16 protein-coding genes, 1 rRNA gene and 1 riboswitch are annotated in these 19762 nt (G+C 48.0%); of the genes, 2 read left to right on the forward strand and 15 right to left on the reverse strand.

Going from position 1 to position 19762, the window contains the following annotated elements; translation table 11 throughout:
- Window positions 1–5: 5 nt before the first annotated feature.
- The 12 genes from purF to AB4Z30_RS25005 form a co-directional block, all read right to left on the reverse strand.
- Window positions 6–1484 (reverse strand): amidophosphoribosyltransferase, encoded by a 1479-nt coding sequence (gene purF, locus AB4Z30_RS24950; protein ID WP_441930127.1) that lies wholly within the window; start codon window positions 1482–1484, stop codon window positions 6–8.
- On the reverse strand, window positions 1469–3712 hold the full coding sequence (purL, locus tag AB4Z30_RS24955) for a phosphoribosylformylglycinamidine synthase subunit PurL (protein WP_441930128.1): 2244 nt from the start codon (window positions 3710–3712) through the stop codon (window positions 1469–1471). The genes purF and purL overlap by 16 nt, the downstream gene beginning before the upstream one ends.
- Window positions 3690–4379 (reverse strand): phosphoribosylformylglycinamidine synthase subunit PurQ, encoded by a 690-nt coding sequence (purQ, locus tag AB4Z30_RS24960; RefSeq protein ID WP_441930129.1) that lies wholly within the window; start codon window positions 4377–4379, stop codon window positions 3690–3692. Before purQ ends, purL begins: the two co-directional genes overlap by 23 nt.
- Window positions 4380–4383: 4 nt before the next feature.
- Window positions 4384–4629, reverse strand: a complete 246-nt coding sequence (gene purS, locus AB4Z30_RS24965; RefSeq protein ID WP_090923368.1) for a phosphoribosylformylglycinamidine synthase subunit PurS — start codon at window positions 4627–4629, stop codon at window positions 4384–4386.
- Window positions 4630–5254: 625 nt separating this feature from the next.
- Complete coding sequence (locus AB4Z30_RS24970) at window positions 5255–6127, reverse strand: phosphoribosylaminoimidazolesuccinocarboxamide synthase (RefSeq protein WP_154892153.1); 873 nt, start codon at window positions 6125–6127, stop codon at window positions 5255–5257.
- A 333-nt stretch (window positions 6128–6460) separates the two neighbouring features.
- Window positions 6461–7759 (reverse strand): adenylosuccinate lyase, encoded by a 1299-nt coding sequence (gene purB, locus AB4Z30_RS24975; protein ID WP_145335839.1) that lies wholly within the window; start codon window positions 7757–7759, stop codon window positions 6461–6463.
- Window positions 7756–8961 carry a 5-(carboxyamino)imidazole ribonucleotide synthase gene (purK, locus tag AB4Z30_RS24980; RefSeq protein WP_441930130.1) on the reverse strand — a complete coding sequence of 402 codons (1206 nt, stop codon included), beginning with the start codon at window positions 8959–8961 and terminating at the stop codon, window positions 7756–7758. Before purK ends, purB begins: the two co-directional genes overlap by 4 nt.
- Window positions 8958–9443 (reverse strand): 5-(carboxyamino)imidazole ribonucleotide mutase, encoded by a 486-nt coding sequence (purE, locus tag AB4Z30_RS24985; protein WP_441930131.1) that lies wholly within the window; start codon window positions 9441–9443, stop codon window positions 8958–8960. Before purE ends, purK begins: the two co-directional genes overlap by 4 nt.
- A 155-nt stretch (window positions 9444–9598) precedes the next feature.
- Window positions 9599–9700, reverse strand: a riboswitch (purine riboswitch).
- 313 nt (window positions 9701–10013) lie between these two features.
- Entirely contained in the window at window positions 10014–10448 is a 435-nt protein-coding gene (locus AB4Z30_RS24990) for a universal stress protein (RefSeq protein WP_090923374.1), read from the reverse strand.
- A gap of 167 nt (window positions 10449–10615) precedes the next feature.
- A complete protein-coding gene (locus AB4Z30_RS24995) occupies window positions 10616–10879 on the reverse strand; it encodes a DUF1294 domain-containing protein (RefSeq protein ID WP_441930132.1) in 264 nt (87 codons plus the stop codon).
- Window positions 10880–10994: 115 nt separating this feature from the next.
- On the reverse strand, window positions 10995–11132 hold the full coding sequence (locus AB4Z30_RS25000) for a hypothetical protein (RefSeq protein WP_441930133.1): 138 nt from the start codon (window positions 11130–11132) through the stop codon (window positions 10995–10997).
- An 89-nt stretch (window positions 11133–11221) separates the two neighbouring features.
- On the reverse strand, window positions 11222–12118 hold the full coding sequence (locus AB4Z30_RS25005; RefSeq protein ID WP_441930134.1) for an ROK family protein: 897 nt from the start codon (window positions 12116–12118) through the stop codon (window positions 11222–11224).
- Between the two features lie 152 nt (window positions 12119–12270).
- Here AB4Z30_RS25005 and AB4Z30_RS25010 point away from each other — a divergent pair, with 152 nt between their 5' ends.
- Entirely contained in the window at window positions 12271–13464 is a 1194-nt protein-coding gene (locus tag AB4Z30_RS25010) for a helix-turn-helix transcriptional regulator (protein ID WP_441930135.1), read from the forward strand.
- A gap of 135 nt (window positions 13465–13599) precedes the next feature.
- Here AB4Z30_RS25010 and AB4Z30_RS25015 read toward each other — a convergent pair whose 3' ends face one another.
- The gene (locus AB4Z30_RS25015) at window positions 13600–15729 is read right to left on the reverse strand and encodes a DNA topoisomerase III (RefSeq protein ID WP_441930136.1); all 2130 of its coding nucleotides are present in this window, start codon (window positions 15727–15729) and stop codon (window positions 13600–13602) included.
- Window positions 15730–16155: 426 nt separating this feature from the next.
- Between AB4Z30_RS25015 and AB4Z30_RS25020 the strand changes: the two genes are divergently transcribed.
- Complete coding sequence (locus tag AB4Z30_RS25020) at window positions 16156–18093, forward strand: amidase family protein (RefSeq protein WP_441930137.1); 1938 nt, start codon at window positions 16156–16158, stop codon at window positions 18091–18093.
- A 348-nt stretch (window positions 18094–18441) separates the two neighbouring features.
- Here AB4Z30_RS25020 and AB4Z30_RS25025 read toward each other — a convergent pair whose 3' ends face one another.
- On the reverse strand, window positions 18442–19440 hold the full coding sequence (locus AB4Z30_RS25025; protein ID WP_441930138.1) for a ketoacyl-ACP synthase III: 999 nt from the start codon (window positions 19438–19440) through the stop codon (window positions 18442–18444).
- 216 nt (window positions 19441–19656) lie between these two features.
- Window positions 19657–19762, reverse strand: a 5S ribosomal RNA gene (gene rrf / locus AB4Z30_RS25030); the annotation flags it as partial.

The raw sequence follows: 19762 nt of genomic DNA on the forward strand, positions 1-19762 counted from the left end.
ACCTCCTAACAGCTACAGCCAAATTTCTCCTCGCCGTCGAAGTCGAGGCGAGTCGGATAATCATTATCAAAACATGCGAGACACAGCCCGCCCTTGTAGTCGTCCTGATTATCACCTTGAATGGATGAAATAAGTCCATCCGGGCTGAGGAACGCCAGAGAATCTGCATTGATCTCACGGCAAATCTCTTCCACGGACAGAGCAGATGCGATAAGCTCGCGGCTGTCTGGTGTATCAATACCGTAGAAGCACGGGTTCTTGAACGGCGGTGAAGTAATCCGCACATGCACTTCCGTTGCCCCTGCGTCACGCAGCATATTTACAATCCGGCGGGATGTTGTCCCACGTACGATCGAGTCATCGATCATCACTACACGTTTACCTTCCACGACACGGCGCACGGCGCTGAGCTTCATCTTCACGCCCTGCTCACGCAGTTCCTGGCTTGGCTGGATAAATGTACGTCCGGTGTATTTATTTTTGATCATGCCCATCTCATATGGAATACCTGTCTGTTCAGCGTATCCAATCGCCGCCGAGATGCTGGAATCTGGTACCCCCGTAACCAAGTCCGCATCCACAAACGCCTCAATGGCCATCCGGCTCCCCATGCGTTTACGAGCAGCATGCTGATTTGCACCATTCATATCACTATCAGGACGAGCAAAATATATATATTCCATCGCACAGAGTGCCTTGCGGTGTTTATGATTATCAAAACGATCTTCATGCAATCCGTCTGCATCCAGCACAAGCAGTTCCCCTGGCTCAATATCACGGATCAGCTCAGCCCCGATGGTTTCAAGTGCACAAGTTTCAGAAGCAAACAGGTACGCGTCCCCAAGCTTACCCATCGTCAGAGGACGAAGTCCATGCGGGTCAGAAGCAACCAACAGCTTATCATTGGTCATGATCAGAAAGGCATAACCACCGACAATACGCTGGAATGCGTCTTTTGCCGCCTCTACCAGCCCTTTAGAAGATCTTGCAATCAAGTGAGCAATAACTTCAGTGTCGCTTGTCGTCTGGAAAATAGAACCGCTCTGTTCTAGCTCACGCCGGATCGTTGGTGCATTTACAATGTTACCGTTCGTTGCAACGGCCAGATCGCCATCGCGATATTTGAATACGAGCGGCTGTGCATTTGTCAGCTTGCTATCTCCACTCGTGGAATAACGTACATGACCAATCGAAATATCACCTGTAAGTGTCTGCATCAGGTCTTTGGTGAAGACCTCTTTCACCAAGCCCATGCCACGATGATAGTTAAATTGTGTGCCGTCGCTTACACACATACCTGCACTTTCTTCCCCGCGATGCTGCAGTGCATGCAGACCGTAGTAGGAAAGGGAAGCCGCATCAGGGTGACGATACACCCCGAATACGCCGCATTCTTCCTTTAATTTGTCGAGTCCTTCTTTGCCGGACCCTTCGTTATAATAATCACCTGTCCACAACGGTTCCGTCATCAGTTCATGAGACATGGAATCGCATCCTCCCAGACCTTAGCCAAACCTCCTACAGGTTCGTTCACGGCTGATGTTCCGTTCAATTCAATCGTCAGGTTGCTTCCTTCAACACGTCCAATCACAGCTGCTGGCACTCCGCGTTCACGTACAAAAGCTTCCAGCTTGCCCGCTTGCTMCGGCGAAGCCGACAGCAGAATACGGGATTGGCTCTCGCTGAACAGAGCATGGTCCGCACGCAGAGCAGTCTCTACATTCACTTGTGCGCCTACGTTACCGCTAATGCAGGACTCTGCCAGTGCAACGGCCAGACCACCTTCGGACAAGTCATGCGCGGAGCGAACAAGTCCGGATTGGATAGCTTCCAGCACGGTGCTGAGCAATGCCTTCTCCGTGTTCAGGTCAAGCTCCGGCGGACGGCCTTCGGTCACGCCGTGTACGGCGTATTGCAGCTCGCTGCCGCCGAGTTCTGCTTTGGTTTCACCGAGGAGGATGATGACATCACCTTCGGATTTGAATGCCTGTGTCGTGATATGATCCGTATCATGAACGAGACCTACCATACCGACGACTGGCGTTGGATAGATGGAGCCTTTGGCGTTTTCATTGTACAAACTCACGTTACCACCGATGACCGGTGTATCCAGCACGCGGCAAGCTTCTGCCATACCGTCCACAGCTTTTTCCATCTGCCAGAAAATATCCGGTTTCTCCGGGTTACCGAAGTTCAAGTTGTCCGTGATTGCCAGCGGCTCCGCACCGGAACATACGATATTACGCGCTGCCTCACTCACCGCAATACGTCCACCCACCTCAGGATCAAGGTAAACGTAGCGACCGTTACAGTCCGTCGTCATCGCAAGACCTTTGCGCGTGCCACGAATCGTCACCACTGCTGCATCCGAACCTGGACGAACGGCTGTGCTTGTACGCACCATGTAGTCGTATTGATCATACACCCATTTTTTGCTCGCCACCGTCGGGGAAGCAAGCACTTGTTTCAATGCACCGCCGAGATCCGACACCTCGTCATAACGAAGCGTGTCGATGGAAGCACTCGCTTCATAATAAGCGGGTACAGAAGACGGCTTGTCATATACAGGACACTCGTCAACCAAAGCGGTTACCGGCATATCACCAACAACTTCACCGTGGTGAATCAGTTTCAGACGACCATCGTCTGTAACTTTACCAACTTTGGCACAGATAACACCCCAACGCTCAAAGATTTCCATCGCCTGCGCCTCATCCTTCGGCTCAACGACAAACAGCATCCGCTCCTGAGACTCAGACAACATCATCTCGTACGGCGTCATGCCTTCTTCACGCTGTGGCACCTGATCCAGATACAACTCCAGACCGTTACCTGCTTTACTTGCCATCTCCGCACTGGAGCATGTCAGACCAGCCGCACCCATATCTTGAATACCGAGCACGATGCCCGTGTCGATCAATTCCAGACAGGACTCCATAACCAGCTTCTCCATGAACGGGTCACCGACCTGAACGGCAGTACGCTGGGACTCGGATTCTTCGGTCAGCTCAACGGAAGCAAACGTTGCACCGTGGATACCGTCACGACCCGTTGGTGGGCCCACATAATACACCGGGTTACCTACACCTTTGGCTACACCGCGCTGGATTTTGTCATGATCAATCAGACCCACGCACATTGCATTAACGAGCGGATTGCCTTCGTAACTCTCATCAAACATCACTTCACCTGCAACGGTCGGAATCCCGATACAGTTACCGTATCCCGCAATACCTGCTACAACATGCTCGAACAGATATTTTACGCGATCGCTCTCCAGCTTACCGAAACGAAGGGAGTTGAGCAGCGCTACGGGTCTTGCACCCATGGAGAAAATATCACGGATAATGCCGCCCACACCTGTTGCCGCCCCTTGATAAGGTTCTACCGCGGAAGGATGGTTATGGCTTTCAATTTTGAAAACAACGGCCTGGTTGTCTCCGATATCCACGATTCCGGCACCTTCACCCGGTCCCATCAGGACACGCGGACCACTTGTCGGGAAACGACGCAAGAGTGGCTTGGAGTTTTTGTATGCGCAGTGCTCAGACCACATGACGCTGAATACACCGATTTCCGTGTAGTTTGGCTTGCGGCCCATGAACTCACAGATCAGCTCATACTCGCTGTCAGACACGCCCATCTGTGCGTAAAGTTTATGTTCTGCGACCTGTTCTGCTGTTGGCTCCTTAGCGGATAGCTGCTGCGTCATGCCGATCCCTCCATGCTTTCAAAATTGATGTGAACATCCGTTTGCCGTCTTCCGAGCCAAACAGTGAATCCACTGCACGCTCTGGATGCGGCATCATGCCGACGACGTTACCCGCCTCGTTGCAAACCCCTGCGATATCACCCAGGGAACCATTCGGGTTATTGCCATATGTGAAAACAATCTGATTGTTCGCTTGCAAACTTGCCAGTGTTTCTTCGTCACAGTAATAGTTTCCTTCACCATGAGCGATCGGAATGACAATCTCTTCGCCCGGTTCGTAGTCACGGGTGAATGGTGTGTCTGCGTTAGCCACTTTTAGTACCGTGTCATGACAACGGAATTTCAGGGACGTGTTGCGGATCAATGCTCCCGGGAGCAGACCTGCTTCCGTCAGGATCTGGAATCCGTTACAGATGCCCAGTACATACTTGCCTTGCTCTGCAGCTTTAGCCACTTCGTTCATTACCGGTGCGAAACGGGAAATTGCTCCGCAACGCAGGTAGTCTCCGTACGAGAAACCACCAGGAACCAGAATACAATCATATGCAGACAGATCCGTCGCTGTATGCCATACATAATCAACTTCTTGTCCAATCGCATCTTCTACCGCCTTGTAACAGTCGATGTCGCAGTTGGAGCCAGGGAACACAAGAACTGCAAATTTCATGAGATTAACCCTCCAATTCGTAGCGGTAATCTTCAACAACGGTGTTGGCGAGCAACTTCTCACACATCACTTTCAATCGTTTTTCCGCTTCCACACGATCTGTTGTATCCAGATTCAGTTCCATGACTTTACCGATCCGTACACTTTCCACTTCGTTGAATCCCATGGAATGCAGGGCTCCTTGAACAGCTACGCCTTGCGGGTCGAGTACGCTTTGTTTAATAGTGACATATACGGTTGCTTTGATCATGATCTGTATGTTCCTCCTCAGTAATGAACGGGATAAATGCTTTATGCTGTTAAAAAAGTGAATGCTTGGCCTTGGGGTGATYGCTTYGGTGTGGMTGRTTCCTCCGGCCGCTGGTTGTTCCCCGGTTTTTCTGATTCGTTTTGGCCCGCGCWGCGGTCAAAACCCGGGAACAAAGGCGGACGCTCCGCTCCTTCGTGAACCATTCCACCGCTCCGCTTGATCCTRCGGCAATATTTTTTAAAGGCCTATACCCTTTACGTTGCAAGGTTGGCAATTGTAAAACTTAAACCTAACCGTAGCAATCGCGTGCGTTGACAGGTCTTCAAGTAATTCGAGTAACATTGATTTTCAGTCTTTCAGTTCGTATCTTTACAGGCTTCATACCTAGTGAAGCCTGCCTTAATTACCTCATCCACCAGTTTGAACACTGGCGGAGGGAAAGATTTGAGCTGGAGAAGCGGAGCGTTCGCCTTTGCAACCGGAATGTGTCCTTTTGAAAAAAGGTTACGAATCCAAACATTCCGGGGGCAACAGCGATCGAAAGCCAAACTTTCCCGTAGCCCGCGCTCAAACGTCTCTTACTCAAACTTTCCCGTAGCCCGCGCTCAAACGTCTCTTACACTTATTATTTCGTTAAACGTTTATAAATATCGACGTATCTTGCCGTTGTCGCTTCTACAACCTCTTGTGGAAGTGGATCGGGCTTGCTGTTCTTGTCCCAATCGGTGCCTGCAAGATAGGTACGAACAGGTTCTTTATCCATGCTGTCGATCTCGATGTCGAGTGCATAGTTTTCTTTTGCCCAGAAGCGGGAAGCATCCGGGGTGAAGATTTCATCAATCAGGATCACCTTGCCGTCCACGATGCCAAACTCGAATTTGCAGTCTGCCAGGATGATGCCGCGCTGATCGCAGTAATCACGAGCGAACTCATACAGGCGCAGGCTTTTCTCTTGAAGCTCGATAGCAAGGGCGTCTCCGACAAGTTCTTTCATACGCTCCATCGGAATGTCCTCGTCATGACCAACATCATTTTTGGCGGCCGGTGTGAAGATTGGGACTTCAAGCTTGGCGTTCTTGCGCAGACCTTCTGGCAGTTTGATTCCATTCACCTCTCCGGTTGTCTCGTACTGTCTCCAGCCGCCACCCGTGATGTATCCACGTACTACACATTCGATATCGATACGCTCTGCTTTGCGTGTAACCATGATGCGGTTTTTGAGCAATTCAGGTTCTGTGACCAGATCGCCCAGCTGATTCACATCGGTATGAACCACGTGGTTTTCCATCATGCTACCTGTCAGTTCAAACCAGAAGCTGCTGAGTTGATTGAGTACATTTCCTTTCTCAGGAACCGCCGGGTCCAGCACATAATCAAATGCCGAGATCCGATCTGTTACCACAATAAGGAAATGCTCACCCAGATCATACAACTCACGTACTTTTCCTTTGTATAACAGAGGTGCTTTAACAAGATCTGCCGCCGTGGACAGTGCCATGGGGTCACCTTCTTTCAGGAGATGTAAAATATACGTCCAATTCCCCTCATCACGCGGGGCCACTCCGAATGCAGAAGAACCTTCCGATCGCTGTTATCCCCAAATTTTTCTGATCCAATTGTATAAGGGGAAAATTCGGTGATAAAGGCGTAGCCTATGCTTCCGATGCAGCTTTCTTTCAGAAAGCTTGTAGCTTCGCTTCTTCAGGTTTTTTCTGCCTTCTCCGTTCCAGCGTGAACACATAATCAACCTATACTTTTAGTGGGGGTATATCTGTCCTCTGCGTTCCCTGCTAGCCCACCATTCCTTTCTCTAGCCTTGTTGGGATATATATTAGTCGTTCAAGCCAAGTTTTTTGAAAATTGTATCTACGTGTTTCAGGTGCCAGGACGGGTTAAATGCATCTGCAATTTCCTCTTCGTTCAGCACAGCCGTAATTTCCGGTGTAGATTTCACGATATCCTGGAATTGACGTTGTTCTTCCCATGCTTGCATTGCACGCGGTTGAACGGTATCGTACGCTTGCTCGCGGCTGAAGCCTTTGTCGATCAGTTTCGTCATAACACGACCGGAGAATGGTACGCCGAAGGTACGTTCCATGTTGCGTTTCATGTTTTCTGGGAACACAGTCAGGTTCTTCACAATGTTACCGAAACGGTTCAACATGTAGTTCAGCAACATCGTTGCATCCGGCAGAATGACACGTTCGACGGAAGAGTGCGAGATGTCACGCTCATGCCACAATGTTACGTTCTCGTATGCAGATACCATGTGTCCGCGGATGACGCGGGACAGACCAGAGATGTTTTCACTGCCAATCGGGTTGCGCTTGTGCGGCATTGCGGAAGATCCTTTTTGACCTTTGGCAAACGCTTCTTCCACTTCACGGAACTCACTCTTCTGCAGTGCACGTACTTCTGTAGCGAACTTGTCCAGAGAAGTTGCGATCAGTGCCAGCGTAGCCATGTACTCGGCGTGGCGGTCACGTTGCAATGTTTGCGTAGATATTGGCGCAGGTTTCGTACCCAGCTTCTCACAGACAAACTCTTCAACAAATGGATCGATGTTCGCATAGGTTCCTACCGCACCGGAGATTTTACCGAACTGTACGCCATCCGCTGCATGGCGGAAACGCTCCAGGTTACGCTTCATCTCTTCATGCCACAACGCCATTTTTAATCCGAAAGTTGTTGGCTCCGCATGTACACCATGTGTACGTCCCATCATTGGCGTATGCTGGTAAGTCAGTGCTTTTTCACGCAAAATTTCAATGAAATTAATGATGTCTTTTTCCAAAATTTCGTTTGCTTGACGCAGTACATATCCCAGTGCCGTATCTACCACGTCCGTGGAAGTCAGGCCGTAGTGAACCCATTTCCGCTCTGCACCCAGGCTCTCGGATACTGTACGTGTGAACGCAATAACGTCATGACGTGTTTCCTTTTCAATCTCATAGATACGATCAATATCAAAAGAAGCGTTCTGGCGGAGCAAAGCTGCTTCTTCCTTCGGAATAACTCCAAGCTCAGCCCATGCCTCGCATGCGCAAATTTCAACTTCCAGCCACGATTGGAATTTATTCTCTTCCGTCCAGATGGCTCTCATTTCGGGTCTGCTATAACGTTCAATCATGAATTTGTATGCCTCCATAGATTAGTTTGTTCAATCCATTGCAATCCTTCTTGGACATCCTGACAGAGCAGATTCACATGCCCCATTTTACGTCCTGTCTTCGCTTCGCTCTTGCCATATATATGAAGCTTAGGGATAACACCCAGTTCCATCGCCTCTTCATCAGGTTGTCCTGTTCTTGCGATGATTCCTTCCAGATGCTCACCAAGCACATTGACCATAACGACGGGACTTAACAACGTTGTATCCCCTAGCGGCAATCCGCAGATGGCACGAATATGCTGCTCAAACTGTGATGTAGCGCAAGCTTCCATTGTGTAGTGTCCGGAATTATGCGGTCTTGGAGCCAGCTCGTTCACATACAATCTTCCGTCAGCAGCTACGAACAATTCCACCGCCAGCAGTCCTACAGCTTCCATCGATTCAGCAACCGCCGCTGCCAGCTTCTGTGCTTCAAGCTGAATGTTCGTAGCCACCCGCGCAGGTACGATCGACGCATGCAAAATGTTGTTCACATGAATGTTCTCCGCAGGCGGGAACGTTTTGATCTCTCCACTCGTGCTGCGGGCAACAATAACCGAAATCTCGCACTCAAACTTGATGAATTGCTCCAGCACCAGCTCCGCTCCTGTCGATGCAAGCTCTTCGTACGCCTTTTCGGCATCCGCCACTGCGCGAATCACTCGTTGACCTTTGCCGTCATATCCACCAGTCACTGTTTTCAGTACACATGGAACACCGAGTTCACTCACCGCAGCTCTCATCGTATCCAGACTCGTTATCTCGCGGTATGGAGCAACCCTTACACCAGCCGCCTCAATCGCACGTTTCTCACGCAGGCGATGCTGTGTTGTATATAAAAGAGTGCTGCCTTGCGGTACAGAGGACTCACGCTCAAGTAATGCTGCCACCTCTGCATCCACATTTTCGAACTCATACGTAATGACATCGCATTGCCTTGCAAGTTCTCTTGCTGCCTGTACATCATCGTATCCAGCTTCAATCTGCTTCGCAATCTGACCACAAGGCGAATCTGGTGTTGGATCAAGAGTCACGAATCGATACCCCATCGCCGTTCCGGCCAGTGTCATCATCCGTCCAAGCTGTCCGCCGCCAAGAATACCGATTGTTGTATGTCCAGGTAATAAAACAGGCTGTTCTTGCCCTGTTCCTATATCCTGTCTAGTTGCCTCGTTACTCATAGCTCATCACTGCTTTCCAGTACTGCTTGTTTAATCCGTTCTCTGCGGGCTTCGGAGCTGCGCTGCACCTCTGGGTCAAATGCACCAATGATCTGTGCGGCGAGCAAGCCTGCATTGGTCGCACCCGCTTTGCCAATCGCAACCGTTGCTACCGGGATACCGCCAGGCATCTGCACAATGGACAGCAAGGAATCGAGACCGTTCAATGCTTTGGATTGAACCGGAACACCGATGACGGGAAGCATCGTTTTGGCTGCCACCATACCTGGAAGATGTGCTGCTCCGCCTGCACCTGCGATAATAACCTTGAATCCGCGGTCAATCGCCTGTTCTGCATATTCAAACATCAAATCCGGTGTACGATGTGCAGAGACGACCTTTTTTTCATACCCAATTTCCAGCTCGTCCAGCACCTCGCACGCATGTTTCATCGTTTCCCAATCTGACTTACTGCCCATAATTACAGCAACTTGCACTGACATGAATACATCCCACTCCCATCTGAGCATTTTAAAAAACGAAAAAGTCCGCTACCCGCGAAAATATCACATTTTCTCCGGACACCGGACTACAAGAAATACGTATCCCTCATTTGGGCATGCCAAAAGGGGCTTGCTGTCCGCATTCAAACATGCGACTCTCAGCCGTATCTCCTCGTAGTCCGGAAATTTACGGTTTCCGGGTAGATACTTCCGGGCCCTATTCCCGGCGTTATACGAGCAAATATCTATTCACTATATCTTCGTTTACCATGTTCCACAATCATACAACTTTCGTTCCTACTCGACCTTATTTTAACCTGATCGACACATCTAACATTCTAACAATCCCCTACAGCGTATGTCAACTTAAAGACGAACATTTAACATATTGACAAATCTAATGTTCGGGAATGAGTACAGTACTATTCAACAAACTCCCAAATTTTCTTGAAATGGCCTGTCATGTTGCTTCAAAAAAAAAGAAAGCCGACCCCTCTTCAATTTCTCGAAGACAGCCGGCTTGTTCACACGGGAAAGGAGTTCAAGTACACCCTCCCTCTTATTTCAAAATCATTTCACGATCAATACAGGAATTTGCGCATGCTGTACTACATTGTGGCTGACACTGCCCAGCACGAATTCACGGATTCCGCCTAATCCGCGGGAACCAATGATAATGATATCCGAGCCGTTTTCTTTGGCATAGTCCAGCAACACTTCAGCAGCAGCCCCTTGAATCAGATCCACGTTGGCTGTTACACCCGCAGCTTGAATCCGTTCTTTAGCTTCATCCGTCGTTTGCACAGCCAGATTGTAGTAATCATTGTTGAGTGAAGGCGGCAGCGGTGCCAGACCTTCCCCAATAAATACGCGCGGAAAATCAAATGCATGAATGACATCGAGCACAGCCCCCGGCGATGCCTTGGCAAACTCGATTGCACGATCGAGTGCTTTATTTGAAGCTTTTGACCCATCATAAGCTACTAAGATTTTGGAAAATAACATGTAAATCCCGTCCCTTCCTTATATATGTAGAACCCGAAGCAAGCCTCGGTCTGACATCTAAATCCCTTACAGAGCCTGAACCATGTAACTTCTTAAACCTTCACAGGTTAAGATGAACCACTTGATAAGAAACATTTTACATAACGAATTCATTCATCCCTATCCAATTACTGAAAAAAGTAACCATACATTACTGCATTCAGAAATACGAGCAATGGAATGCCAATCGTAAAGCTGGAATGTTTCGTTTTATGTCTTTTCCGATACATCGCAATCCAGACGCCTAGTGCACCACCGATAAAAGCTAGCAAAAATAACGTTCGCTCAGGCGTGCGATCTCGCCGCTGCTGTGCACGTCTCTTGTCATCAGACATGACTAGATATGCGACAACATTAATAAATATAAACCATACGATAAGTCCTGTCTGCATATGCGTTTAGCGGTCCCCCTGTCCCGGGACATCTCCCTACCTCCATTATAATCCCAAGGCAGGCAGATGATCAACGCGGGAGGAGAACCGCACTATTTTTACATATACGCTGAATCTACGATTCCTGTTTTGGAATACCGTTTAGACTTGGTACCCGTTTGGCTGCTTTCTCTGGGCTCACTGCAATATTCTCTTCCCGAATACTGTCCTTGTTCTGCTGATTATTGCGTTTCTCCGGTTTGTTATGCGGCATCTCAGGCTCACCTCCTCCGCTTACGTTGCCTGAAAACGAAGCATCTTATACGAAGGAGGCACCTGTATTTTAGGCTTTCAGATGTGTGTCTAGTTGTTACGTCGGCTGTTTAGAAAATGATATAACGCTCCGTACAGGTTAGCATCATTTCCAAACGTACAGGCTGTGATCTGTGGGCTAGCCTTATGCAAAGGGTTAATTCGCTTCAGTTCAGCAATGGCCCAGTTGATTCGCTCCAGCACAACAGGCTGTGCACTGATGCCTCCTCCAATGGCAAACACTTCAGGATCAAGAATGTATTGCAGATTCATAATCTGAACCGCAATCTGTGTGCAAAAGGTGTCAAAAACACCGCATGCCTCCGCATCTTGCTGATTAATAAATTCAAATACTGCCTCACCATCGGCAGGGTTGTCCAGTCCTTTTAACTCACCAATCTGTCTGACCATCTCTACAGCCGAGCTCTCCAAGCCAAAATAGGCCGCTTCCTTCGTTACCGGATCAATCCGGCTCATCACATAACTAACCTCTCCAGCTGACAAGTTTTTGCCACGCTGCAACTTACCATCCATGATGATTCCTCCCGCGATGCCGCTACCCAGCACCATAACGACGGAATGCTTGGTATCCTTGACACTACCGAGCCATAGTTCAGCAAGCGCTGCACACTTCCCATCATTTTCAATGGATACATGAATCGCATATCTGTCTTCAAGAAGTTTTGCTAAATTGACCTCATGCAAAAATGGAAAAGAACCGCCGTGGTACACCATTCCTGTTTCCACATCGATTGTTCCTGGACAGCTTAGAGCAATACCCTGAATCTGTGATATGTCTTGTGCATCTACGATGGCGTAGAGTCCATCCCTTAGTTCCTGAAGGCCGCTTCGCCCAATGCCACGTTTCCCTTTGGATAACAGTTCCCCACTTTCGCTCATTACACCGTACTTGATAAACGTTCCACCAATATCAATAACCAGATACATTTTGTCTGCCTCCTGCTCTATACATAAGTGATCAAATCAACCTCTTTATTGAAATATAAAGCGTTCCCATTTATATTTATGGTACTTATTTGTGATTATTGGTATTTAATTATGATCATTAAGGAGATGGAATTAAGGAGATGGAATCCTCCATGTCAACGATAACTGGAGACAAGCTTCAATGGCTCGTACAAACGCTATATGATGCTACTCGCATTCCTGTGTTCTACCTTATTCGAGGTTCCAGCATTCATTCTGCTTTAAACCAAGAGCTGTTGAGTCAGCTTCTTTCCATCCCTGTACAGCGAAAAATTCAGATTGTCTATTACCATCACCATGAACAGAACCTTAAGCAAGCCGATAAAATGATCCTACTCCCCGTCTCCACTAGTGAAGGACAAGGTTTGCTCGTTCTTTGGCCCAACGCACATCAGTATCTGGAGAGCAGTCCGTTTGCTGTACGGGATCAACATCTCTACCAAACAACCTTCTCTGAACCAGATGATCTGCATCCGTTGCTAAGTGGGGCGATTATGGCTCATTACCTTATACATCATGAAGTTCTGGATCGGGATCAAGTGCTGGAGGACAACCAAACAACAGCAAAAAGCTATACGGACGGTATACTCGAACTGTCTCTTCTGGAACAGAGGGAACGAAGCTTGTTTCACAAATCCTATCTTTCAGAGAAACAGGTGTTTAATCAGGTACGTCTAGGAGACAAGCCTAAAATGCTGTTGTACCTGAAACAGCATATGGATCTGAATGGCGTCTACGGTACCTTATCCAAACATGACAGTTTACGTAGCAAAAAAAATCTGATCATCGCAGCCATTACACTGGGAACTCGTGCTGCCATTGATGGTGGATTGTATTCGGAGTCGGCTCTTACGCTTAGCGACACTTATATCCAACAAATTGAAAAGCTGTCCAGGATTGATTCGATTCACCCGATTCTGCATAAGATTCTTGGTGATTTTACCGAACGTGTAGCCAACGTCCATCGGGCTCATTTTTCCAAAGACATTCGGTTATGTCAGGAATATATATTCAATCACTTATACGATGATTTAAGTCTGTCCGTATTGTCCAAGCAACTGCAAATAAGCCCCTCCTATCTTTCCCGCAAATTCAAGGAAGAGACTGGAGAGGCGCTTCGCATTTTTATCCAAAGGCAACGGATTGAAGAGGCTAAAAATCTTATCGTTTTCTCAGACTATCGACTAAGTGAGATTTATACGTTGCTAAACTTTCACGATCAGAGTTATTTCATTAAGGTATTTCGAAAGCATACAGGTTTCACACCTAGGGAGTATCATAATCGCTTTGTCGTCAAGCCTTCTTAAAAAACAAGCACGAGCACAGACTGCTACAAAGAATGCAGCACTTTATACGTAACTGTAACTTTTCGCCCACTAACAGGAGACGCATGTATATGCGAAAATTTGAAATTCACAGTTTACAATATACATGCTGTAATCTTATTTCCCTTGCTTCTCCATGGCTGCCTTCAGCAAGTCTCCCAAGTTGGAACCGATGGATTCCTGCTTCGCATATTGCTTCACCAGCTTCTGCTGCTCACGTTTGTTTACATGCTGCTTGTCCTTGTCCAATGTTTCGGTAATTCCGCATGGCAGACACTGAACATATAGTCCAGCTTTGCCTTCCTTGATCTCCATTTTTTTGTGACACTGTGCACAGCGACGGTTCGACAAGCGCTTCTCATTGGAGCGGCGATAACCACAGTCCTCCGTAGGACATACAAGGAACTTGCCGCGTTTCCCTTTCTTCTCCAGCAATTTGGCATTACAGTCCGGACAGTGGCTGTTGGTTACATTATGCGGCTTGTACTCGGCTTTGCTGCTTTTTACAGTGGATACAAGCTCCTTTGCCATAGAACGAATGCCATCCAAGAACGGGCCCGGTTTACCCTGACCACGTGCAATCCGCTCCAGTTCAGCCTCCCAGCGAGCCGTCAGTTCCGGTGTACGCAGCTGCGGTGCAGCGAGCTCGATCAGTTGTTTGCCTTTGCCGGTTGGATGCAGGCTGTTGCCTTGTCGATCAATCGTATCCGAACTGACCAGTTTCTCAATGATATCTGCACGTGTCGCAGGTGTGCCCAGTCCATGCTTTTCCATCTGGGAGAGCAATGCTGCTTCCGTATACCTCTTCGGCGGCATCGTACGTCCACTCTTGATGAGGCAGCGCTGCAGTGTCACCGACTGCCCCTGTTGCAAGTCTGGCAACAAGGCACGCTCATGGTCACCTGCATCATCCGAACGCTCATCTTCATCATCCGTGTAATCCCCGCCGTATACTTCACGCCAGCCACTATCTTTGACCGTTGTGCCTTTCACATGGAAGGAATCCTTACCTACCTGTACCGTAACAGCTACTGAATCATACCTCGCTGCTGGATAGAACAGACTGATAAAACGGCGAACAATCAAATCATAGAGCTTACGTTCCTCCGGGCTCAGCTGATTCAGCAATACCGTCTGCTCGGTTGGAATAATGGCATGGTGATCTGTGACCTTGCTATCATCCACGATCCGTTTCGTGACATTCAGATTTTTGCGCAGTAAAGGGCGTGCCAGTGACGCATAAGGACCTACGGCTACACTCTCGAGTCGCTCTTTTAACGTTCCCGTCATATCGGAAGTCAGATAACGGCTATCTGTCCGCGGATAGGTAACCAGCTTATGCTGCTCGTATAGGCGCTGTAATACGTTAGAGGTCTGTTTGGCGGAAAAACCGTGTTTACGGTTCGCATCCCGTTGAAGTTCTGTAAGGTCATAGGCCAGTGGATGCGGCTCGACTTTTTCACTTTTTTTCACTTGGGCAATCGAACCTTTACGTCCTTCTACTCGCGCTTTCAATTGTTGCATATCCTGTTTGTCGAACACTCTTGAATCCCCGCCAGATGCACGCCATACCGCCTGAAAATCTCCAAAGTCCGCGGTTAACGTTTCGTATTCCTCCGAGCGGAAGCCGTTAATTTCATTTTCACGATCCATGATCATGCCCAGAGTTGGGGTCTGTACACGCCCTGCGGATAATTGGGCATTGAACCGTACGGTTAACGCACGTGTCACATTAAGGCCAATCATCCAGTCCGCTTCTGCACGACAGCGTGCAGATTCATAGAGGCGGTCAAACTGACTGCCCGGCTTCAGTGAAGCAAATCCGTCCTTGATCGCTTTATCGGTCTGAGATGAAATCCACAATCGTTTAAAAGGCTTTTTCCACTGTGCCATCTGCATAATCCATCTTGCCAGCAGTTCTCCTTCACGTGCTGCATCGGTTGCAACAATAAGCTCGCCTACATCTTGACGTTTCATTAGTTGCTGCACCGCTTTGTACTGGTGGTTAGTCTCCCGGAGCACCTTCAGCTTGGTCCGCTCTGGCAAAATCGGCAGATCCTCCAGATCCCAAGTAGCATATTTTTTGTCATAATCCTCCGGTTCAGCGAGCCCCACCAAATGCCCAAGGGCCCACGTTACAATATACTTCGGACCTTCCATGTAACTTTTATGTTTATCACGTGCTCCCATCACCCGGGCAATCTCCCGAGCTACAGAGGGCTTCTCTGCGAGTACTAATGTCTTCACTTCGTATCTCTTCCTTTCTTTCGAAACGCTAATGATCTGAGACAACGATTTGTCTGTCTATCTTTCCATCTTTACATTATATCATCTCAACCGGGATCATGTTTTTCGCAAGTGTATATTTGATGAGGGTTTCAACGGCCCCCTTTTTTTGCAAATACATTCAACTTATCACTTAATAAGAATACGTCATGTTCATGTAAGGTAATGTCGATATTTTAAAATCCACAACAAAAAAATTTGCTCTACACTTCCAAGAATCAAAGAGAAAATGTGAGATATATTCACACAAAACCAATATGTATGCGTTTTTTTGAATAAATACTAAGTTTGTAAGATTACCTTACATGAATATAAAATGTGCAAAAGCATATACAACAGAATGCTAACAAACACATCATTTAAGACATAGTAAGGGAGCGTGGATGCATGACTTATCATGGATCTGTATTGAAAAAAGGCGGGGCCTTATTACTCGCGGGAACCGTAGTTGCCGCAACGTGGGGAGGAACTGCTGTACCTTCGGCTTTCGCCGCCGCAGCAACTCCTTCAAGCCAAACCTCGACCGCCGCCGCCCTTGCAGGGAAAGCGCCGGTTAGTGCCGCAACCTTCGTTCAGGCCATGGAAGAAGCCGCTACTCTTGCAGGTGTACCTTTTACCATGGACAAGCTCTCCGGTGCGACAATATCACGCAAAGATGCTGCACTTGCCTTGCAGCAATGGCTCAAGTTGGACAATGCTCCTGCATCCTTCAAGGATGTGCCGAAGCAGTTCGAGTATGCCAGTGCCGTCGGTGCGCTGAATGCCGCCGGGCTGATGAAAGGCTATACGGACTCCCTTTTCCTACCGAACGCTGTACTGACAGCGAGCGACGTTGCTATTTTGAAAGATCGTATTTATACCTACATAAAACCATTTGTGCTCGAAGAAGCCACCATTATGGATATGCAGACCGCTATGGAGCAAGGTAAACTGACATCCAAAGAGCTGGTGCTGCAATATCTCGATCGTATCGCCAAATATGATGACCAAGGTGTTAGTATCAATGCTGTACTCAATTTGAACCCGGATGCGCTTAAAATTGCAGAACAACTCGATGAAGAGCGCGCAGCTAAGGGCTCTCGCGGCCCGCTTCATGGTATTCCCATTCTGGTGAAGGATAACTTTGATACCAAAGACATGCCAACCACGGCTGGCTGTATCTGCCTGAAGGACTCCATTCCGGCGCATGATGCAGAACAAGTAAAGAAACTGAAAGCGGCGGGAGCCATTATTTTGGGCAAAACCAACCTGCATGAGTTTGCTTTTGGCATCACAACTTCCAGCTCTCTTGGCGGACAAACGTTGAATCCGTATGCCCTAGATCATTATCCAGGTGGATCCAGCGGTGGAACAGGTGCGGCTATTGCTGCGAACTTTGCTGCAGCAGGTATGGGTACCGATACGGGCGGCTCCATCCGCATACCGTCGAGCTTTAACAGCCTTGTAGGCATTCGCCCAACCATCGGACTGTCCAGTCGTGAAGGCATCATTCCGCTCGCACTGACGCAAGATGTTGGCGGACCGATGGCTCGTACCGTAAGTGATGCGGCGATTATGCTGGATGCTACCGTTGGCTATGACAAAAAGGATATTGCTACTGCTTACGCGGTAGGAAAAATTCCTCCCAGTTACACAGACTTCCTGGATGTAAACGGACTAAAAGGTGCTCGGATCGGTGTAGCTCCTGAACTCATCCCAAGCACCAAAGCGGAGGAACAAGCAGTTGCTGACGTTATCAACGCGGCTGTTGAAGAACTCAAATCCCTAGGCGCAACTGCGGTACCAATCTCCATTCCGAACTTTGCCGAGATCAATAAATATCCTAGCCTCAGCGGCTATGAATTCAAATTCCAATTGAATAACTATCTGGATTCTCTGGGCGACAAAGCCCCCTATCATAGCTTGTCCGAGATCATCGCATCCGGTCAGTTTGATAAGACCCAAGATCAAGCCATGAAAGCCCGCGACGCGCGTGATACGTTGGAAACATCGGAGTATAAAGATATTGTCCTGAAACGTACCCAAGTCACTCGTGATTCCTTACTAAAAGTGATGGCGGATAACCACCTGGATGCAATCATCTATCCAACATCAACACAAGCTGCTGGCGTGATCGGTAAAGGACAAACCTCTGGTGCCAACAATCGTCTAAGCCCATTCTCCGGCTTCCCGTCTATTACCGTACCGGCTGGTTTCACAACGGATGGCTTGCCTGTAGGCATGGAATTCCTGGGCCGCGCCTTTGACGAAGGCACGCTGATCAAGCTGGCTTACAGCTACGAACAAGGTACTCATCATCGCCAAGCACCAGAATTAGCCCCTTAACGTTTTGGGTATATCGGCACAAACACTCATACTTCTGAAAGTCATTGTAAATGTTGAAAGTATAATTTCCCCTTATAAATGTTTAAACGTACTCGATTCACATTTATAATCATAGCTTTTGATGGTGCAGATCATGCGGAGTATATACCTATTTTACGTAAGACAGTAGATCAGAGGAACGTTACAGGATCGTTTTTTTGAAAAACTAGATTTGTATCTGATGTATCAGGTATTTGGATCGATTTTAATATTGAAGATTAATAAAGGAGGTAGAGCTCAGATTACTTGACTCTACCTCCTTTATTAGTTGGTGTCTGAGGTGCATTTCATCATAACACCTTTGAACATTTACTCCTTATCCGGTACACCCCATCGAACAATTAGACCTGAATACGTTAGTCCACCACCAAAACCAAATAGCGCAACGTTCTGCCCGTGTTGTATCTTTCCTTCATCTACCGCAATCTGCAAAGCCAGAGGAATAGAGGCCGCTGAGGTATTCCCCCGATATTCCACACTTGTTAACGTACGTTCTAGCGGAATAGGGCCTCGCTCACACATCGCTTCAATCATGCGCATGTTGGCACTATGCGGAACAAACCAATCGATCTGCTCAGGTGACATCTCAGCTTTGGTAATAAGCTCCGTTAATTGCTCCGGAACCATGCGGACAGCCCACTTATAGACCTCTCTACCGTTCTGTACCAGATGTCCCTCGGCATTCAATGGTTGGCCATTCATTTCTGTAGAAAGTCCGCTTTTGTATAAATGCATGCCACCTTCTCCTTGTGTCCCGGAAACGATAGACATAAAATCACCCTGACCGGAAGCACCTTCTACCAAAAAAGCACCCGCTCCATCTCCAAACAACACACATGTTGTACGGTCTGTATAATCCGTTATTTTAGATAACGTCTCAGCTCCGATGACAAGCACCTTTCGATACATCCCACTGGTTACGAGACTATCTGCCAGTTGCATACCGTATGTGAAGCCAGCACAAGCCGCGTTCAGATCAAGCACTCCAGTATGTGGAATACCCAAGTTTGACTGTACTCGTGAAGCGGAACTTGGGAATGTATACTCAGGCGTACTTGTTGCAAAAAGAATCATATCCACATCGGTGATATTCACCTCATAACGACGTATCATATCCTCCACAGCTTTTGTGGCCAGATCCGATACAAATTCATGCTGAGCGGCAATCCGGCGTTCCCTCATCCCTGTTCGTTGTACAATCCACTCATCGCTTGTGTCGACCAATTTTTCCAAATCTGCATTGCTTAGTATTCGATCCGGTACATACGTACCCATGGCTGTTATTGTTGATTTAGATTGATGATTCATAGCTGAGATCACCTCGTTTGATTTTTTACTATTATAGCACTAAGTCTTAGTACTTGGTACTAATTTTATTTGATAAGTGCGTACTATTTTTTTAACAAGAGGAATGACCCACAAAAAAGCAGCCCAATTTATTGGGCTGCTACATCATTTATATTCGTTTAACTCGTAAATATAAAAATAAAAACCACCACCGAATTACATCGGCAGTGGTTCTTTGCTTGGCGGCGTCCTACTCTCCCAGGACCCTGCGGTCCAAGTACCATCGGCGCTAGAGGGCTTAACGGTCGTGTTCGGGATGGGTACGTGTGGAACCCCTCCGCCA

The organism is Paenibacillus sp. 2TAF8, assembly GCF_052114825.1.
GTDB lineage: Bacteria > Bacillota > Bacilli > Paenibacillales > Paenibacillaceae > Paenibacillus.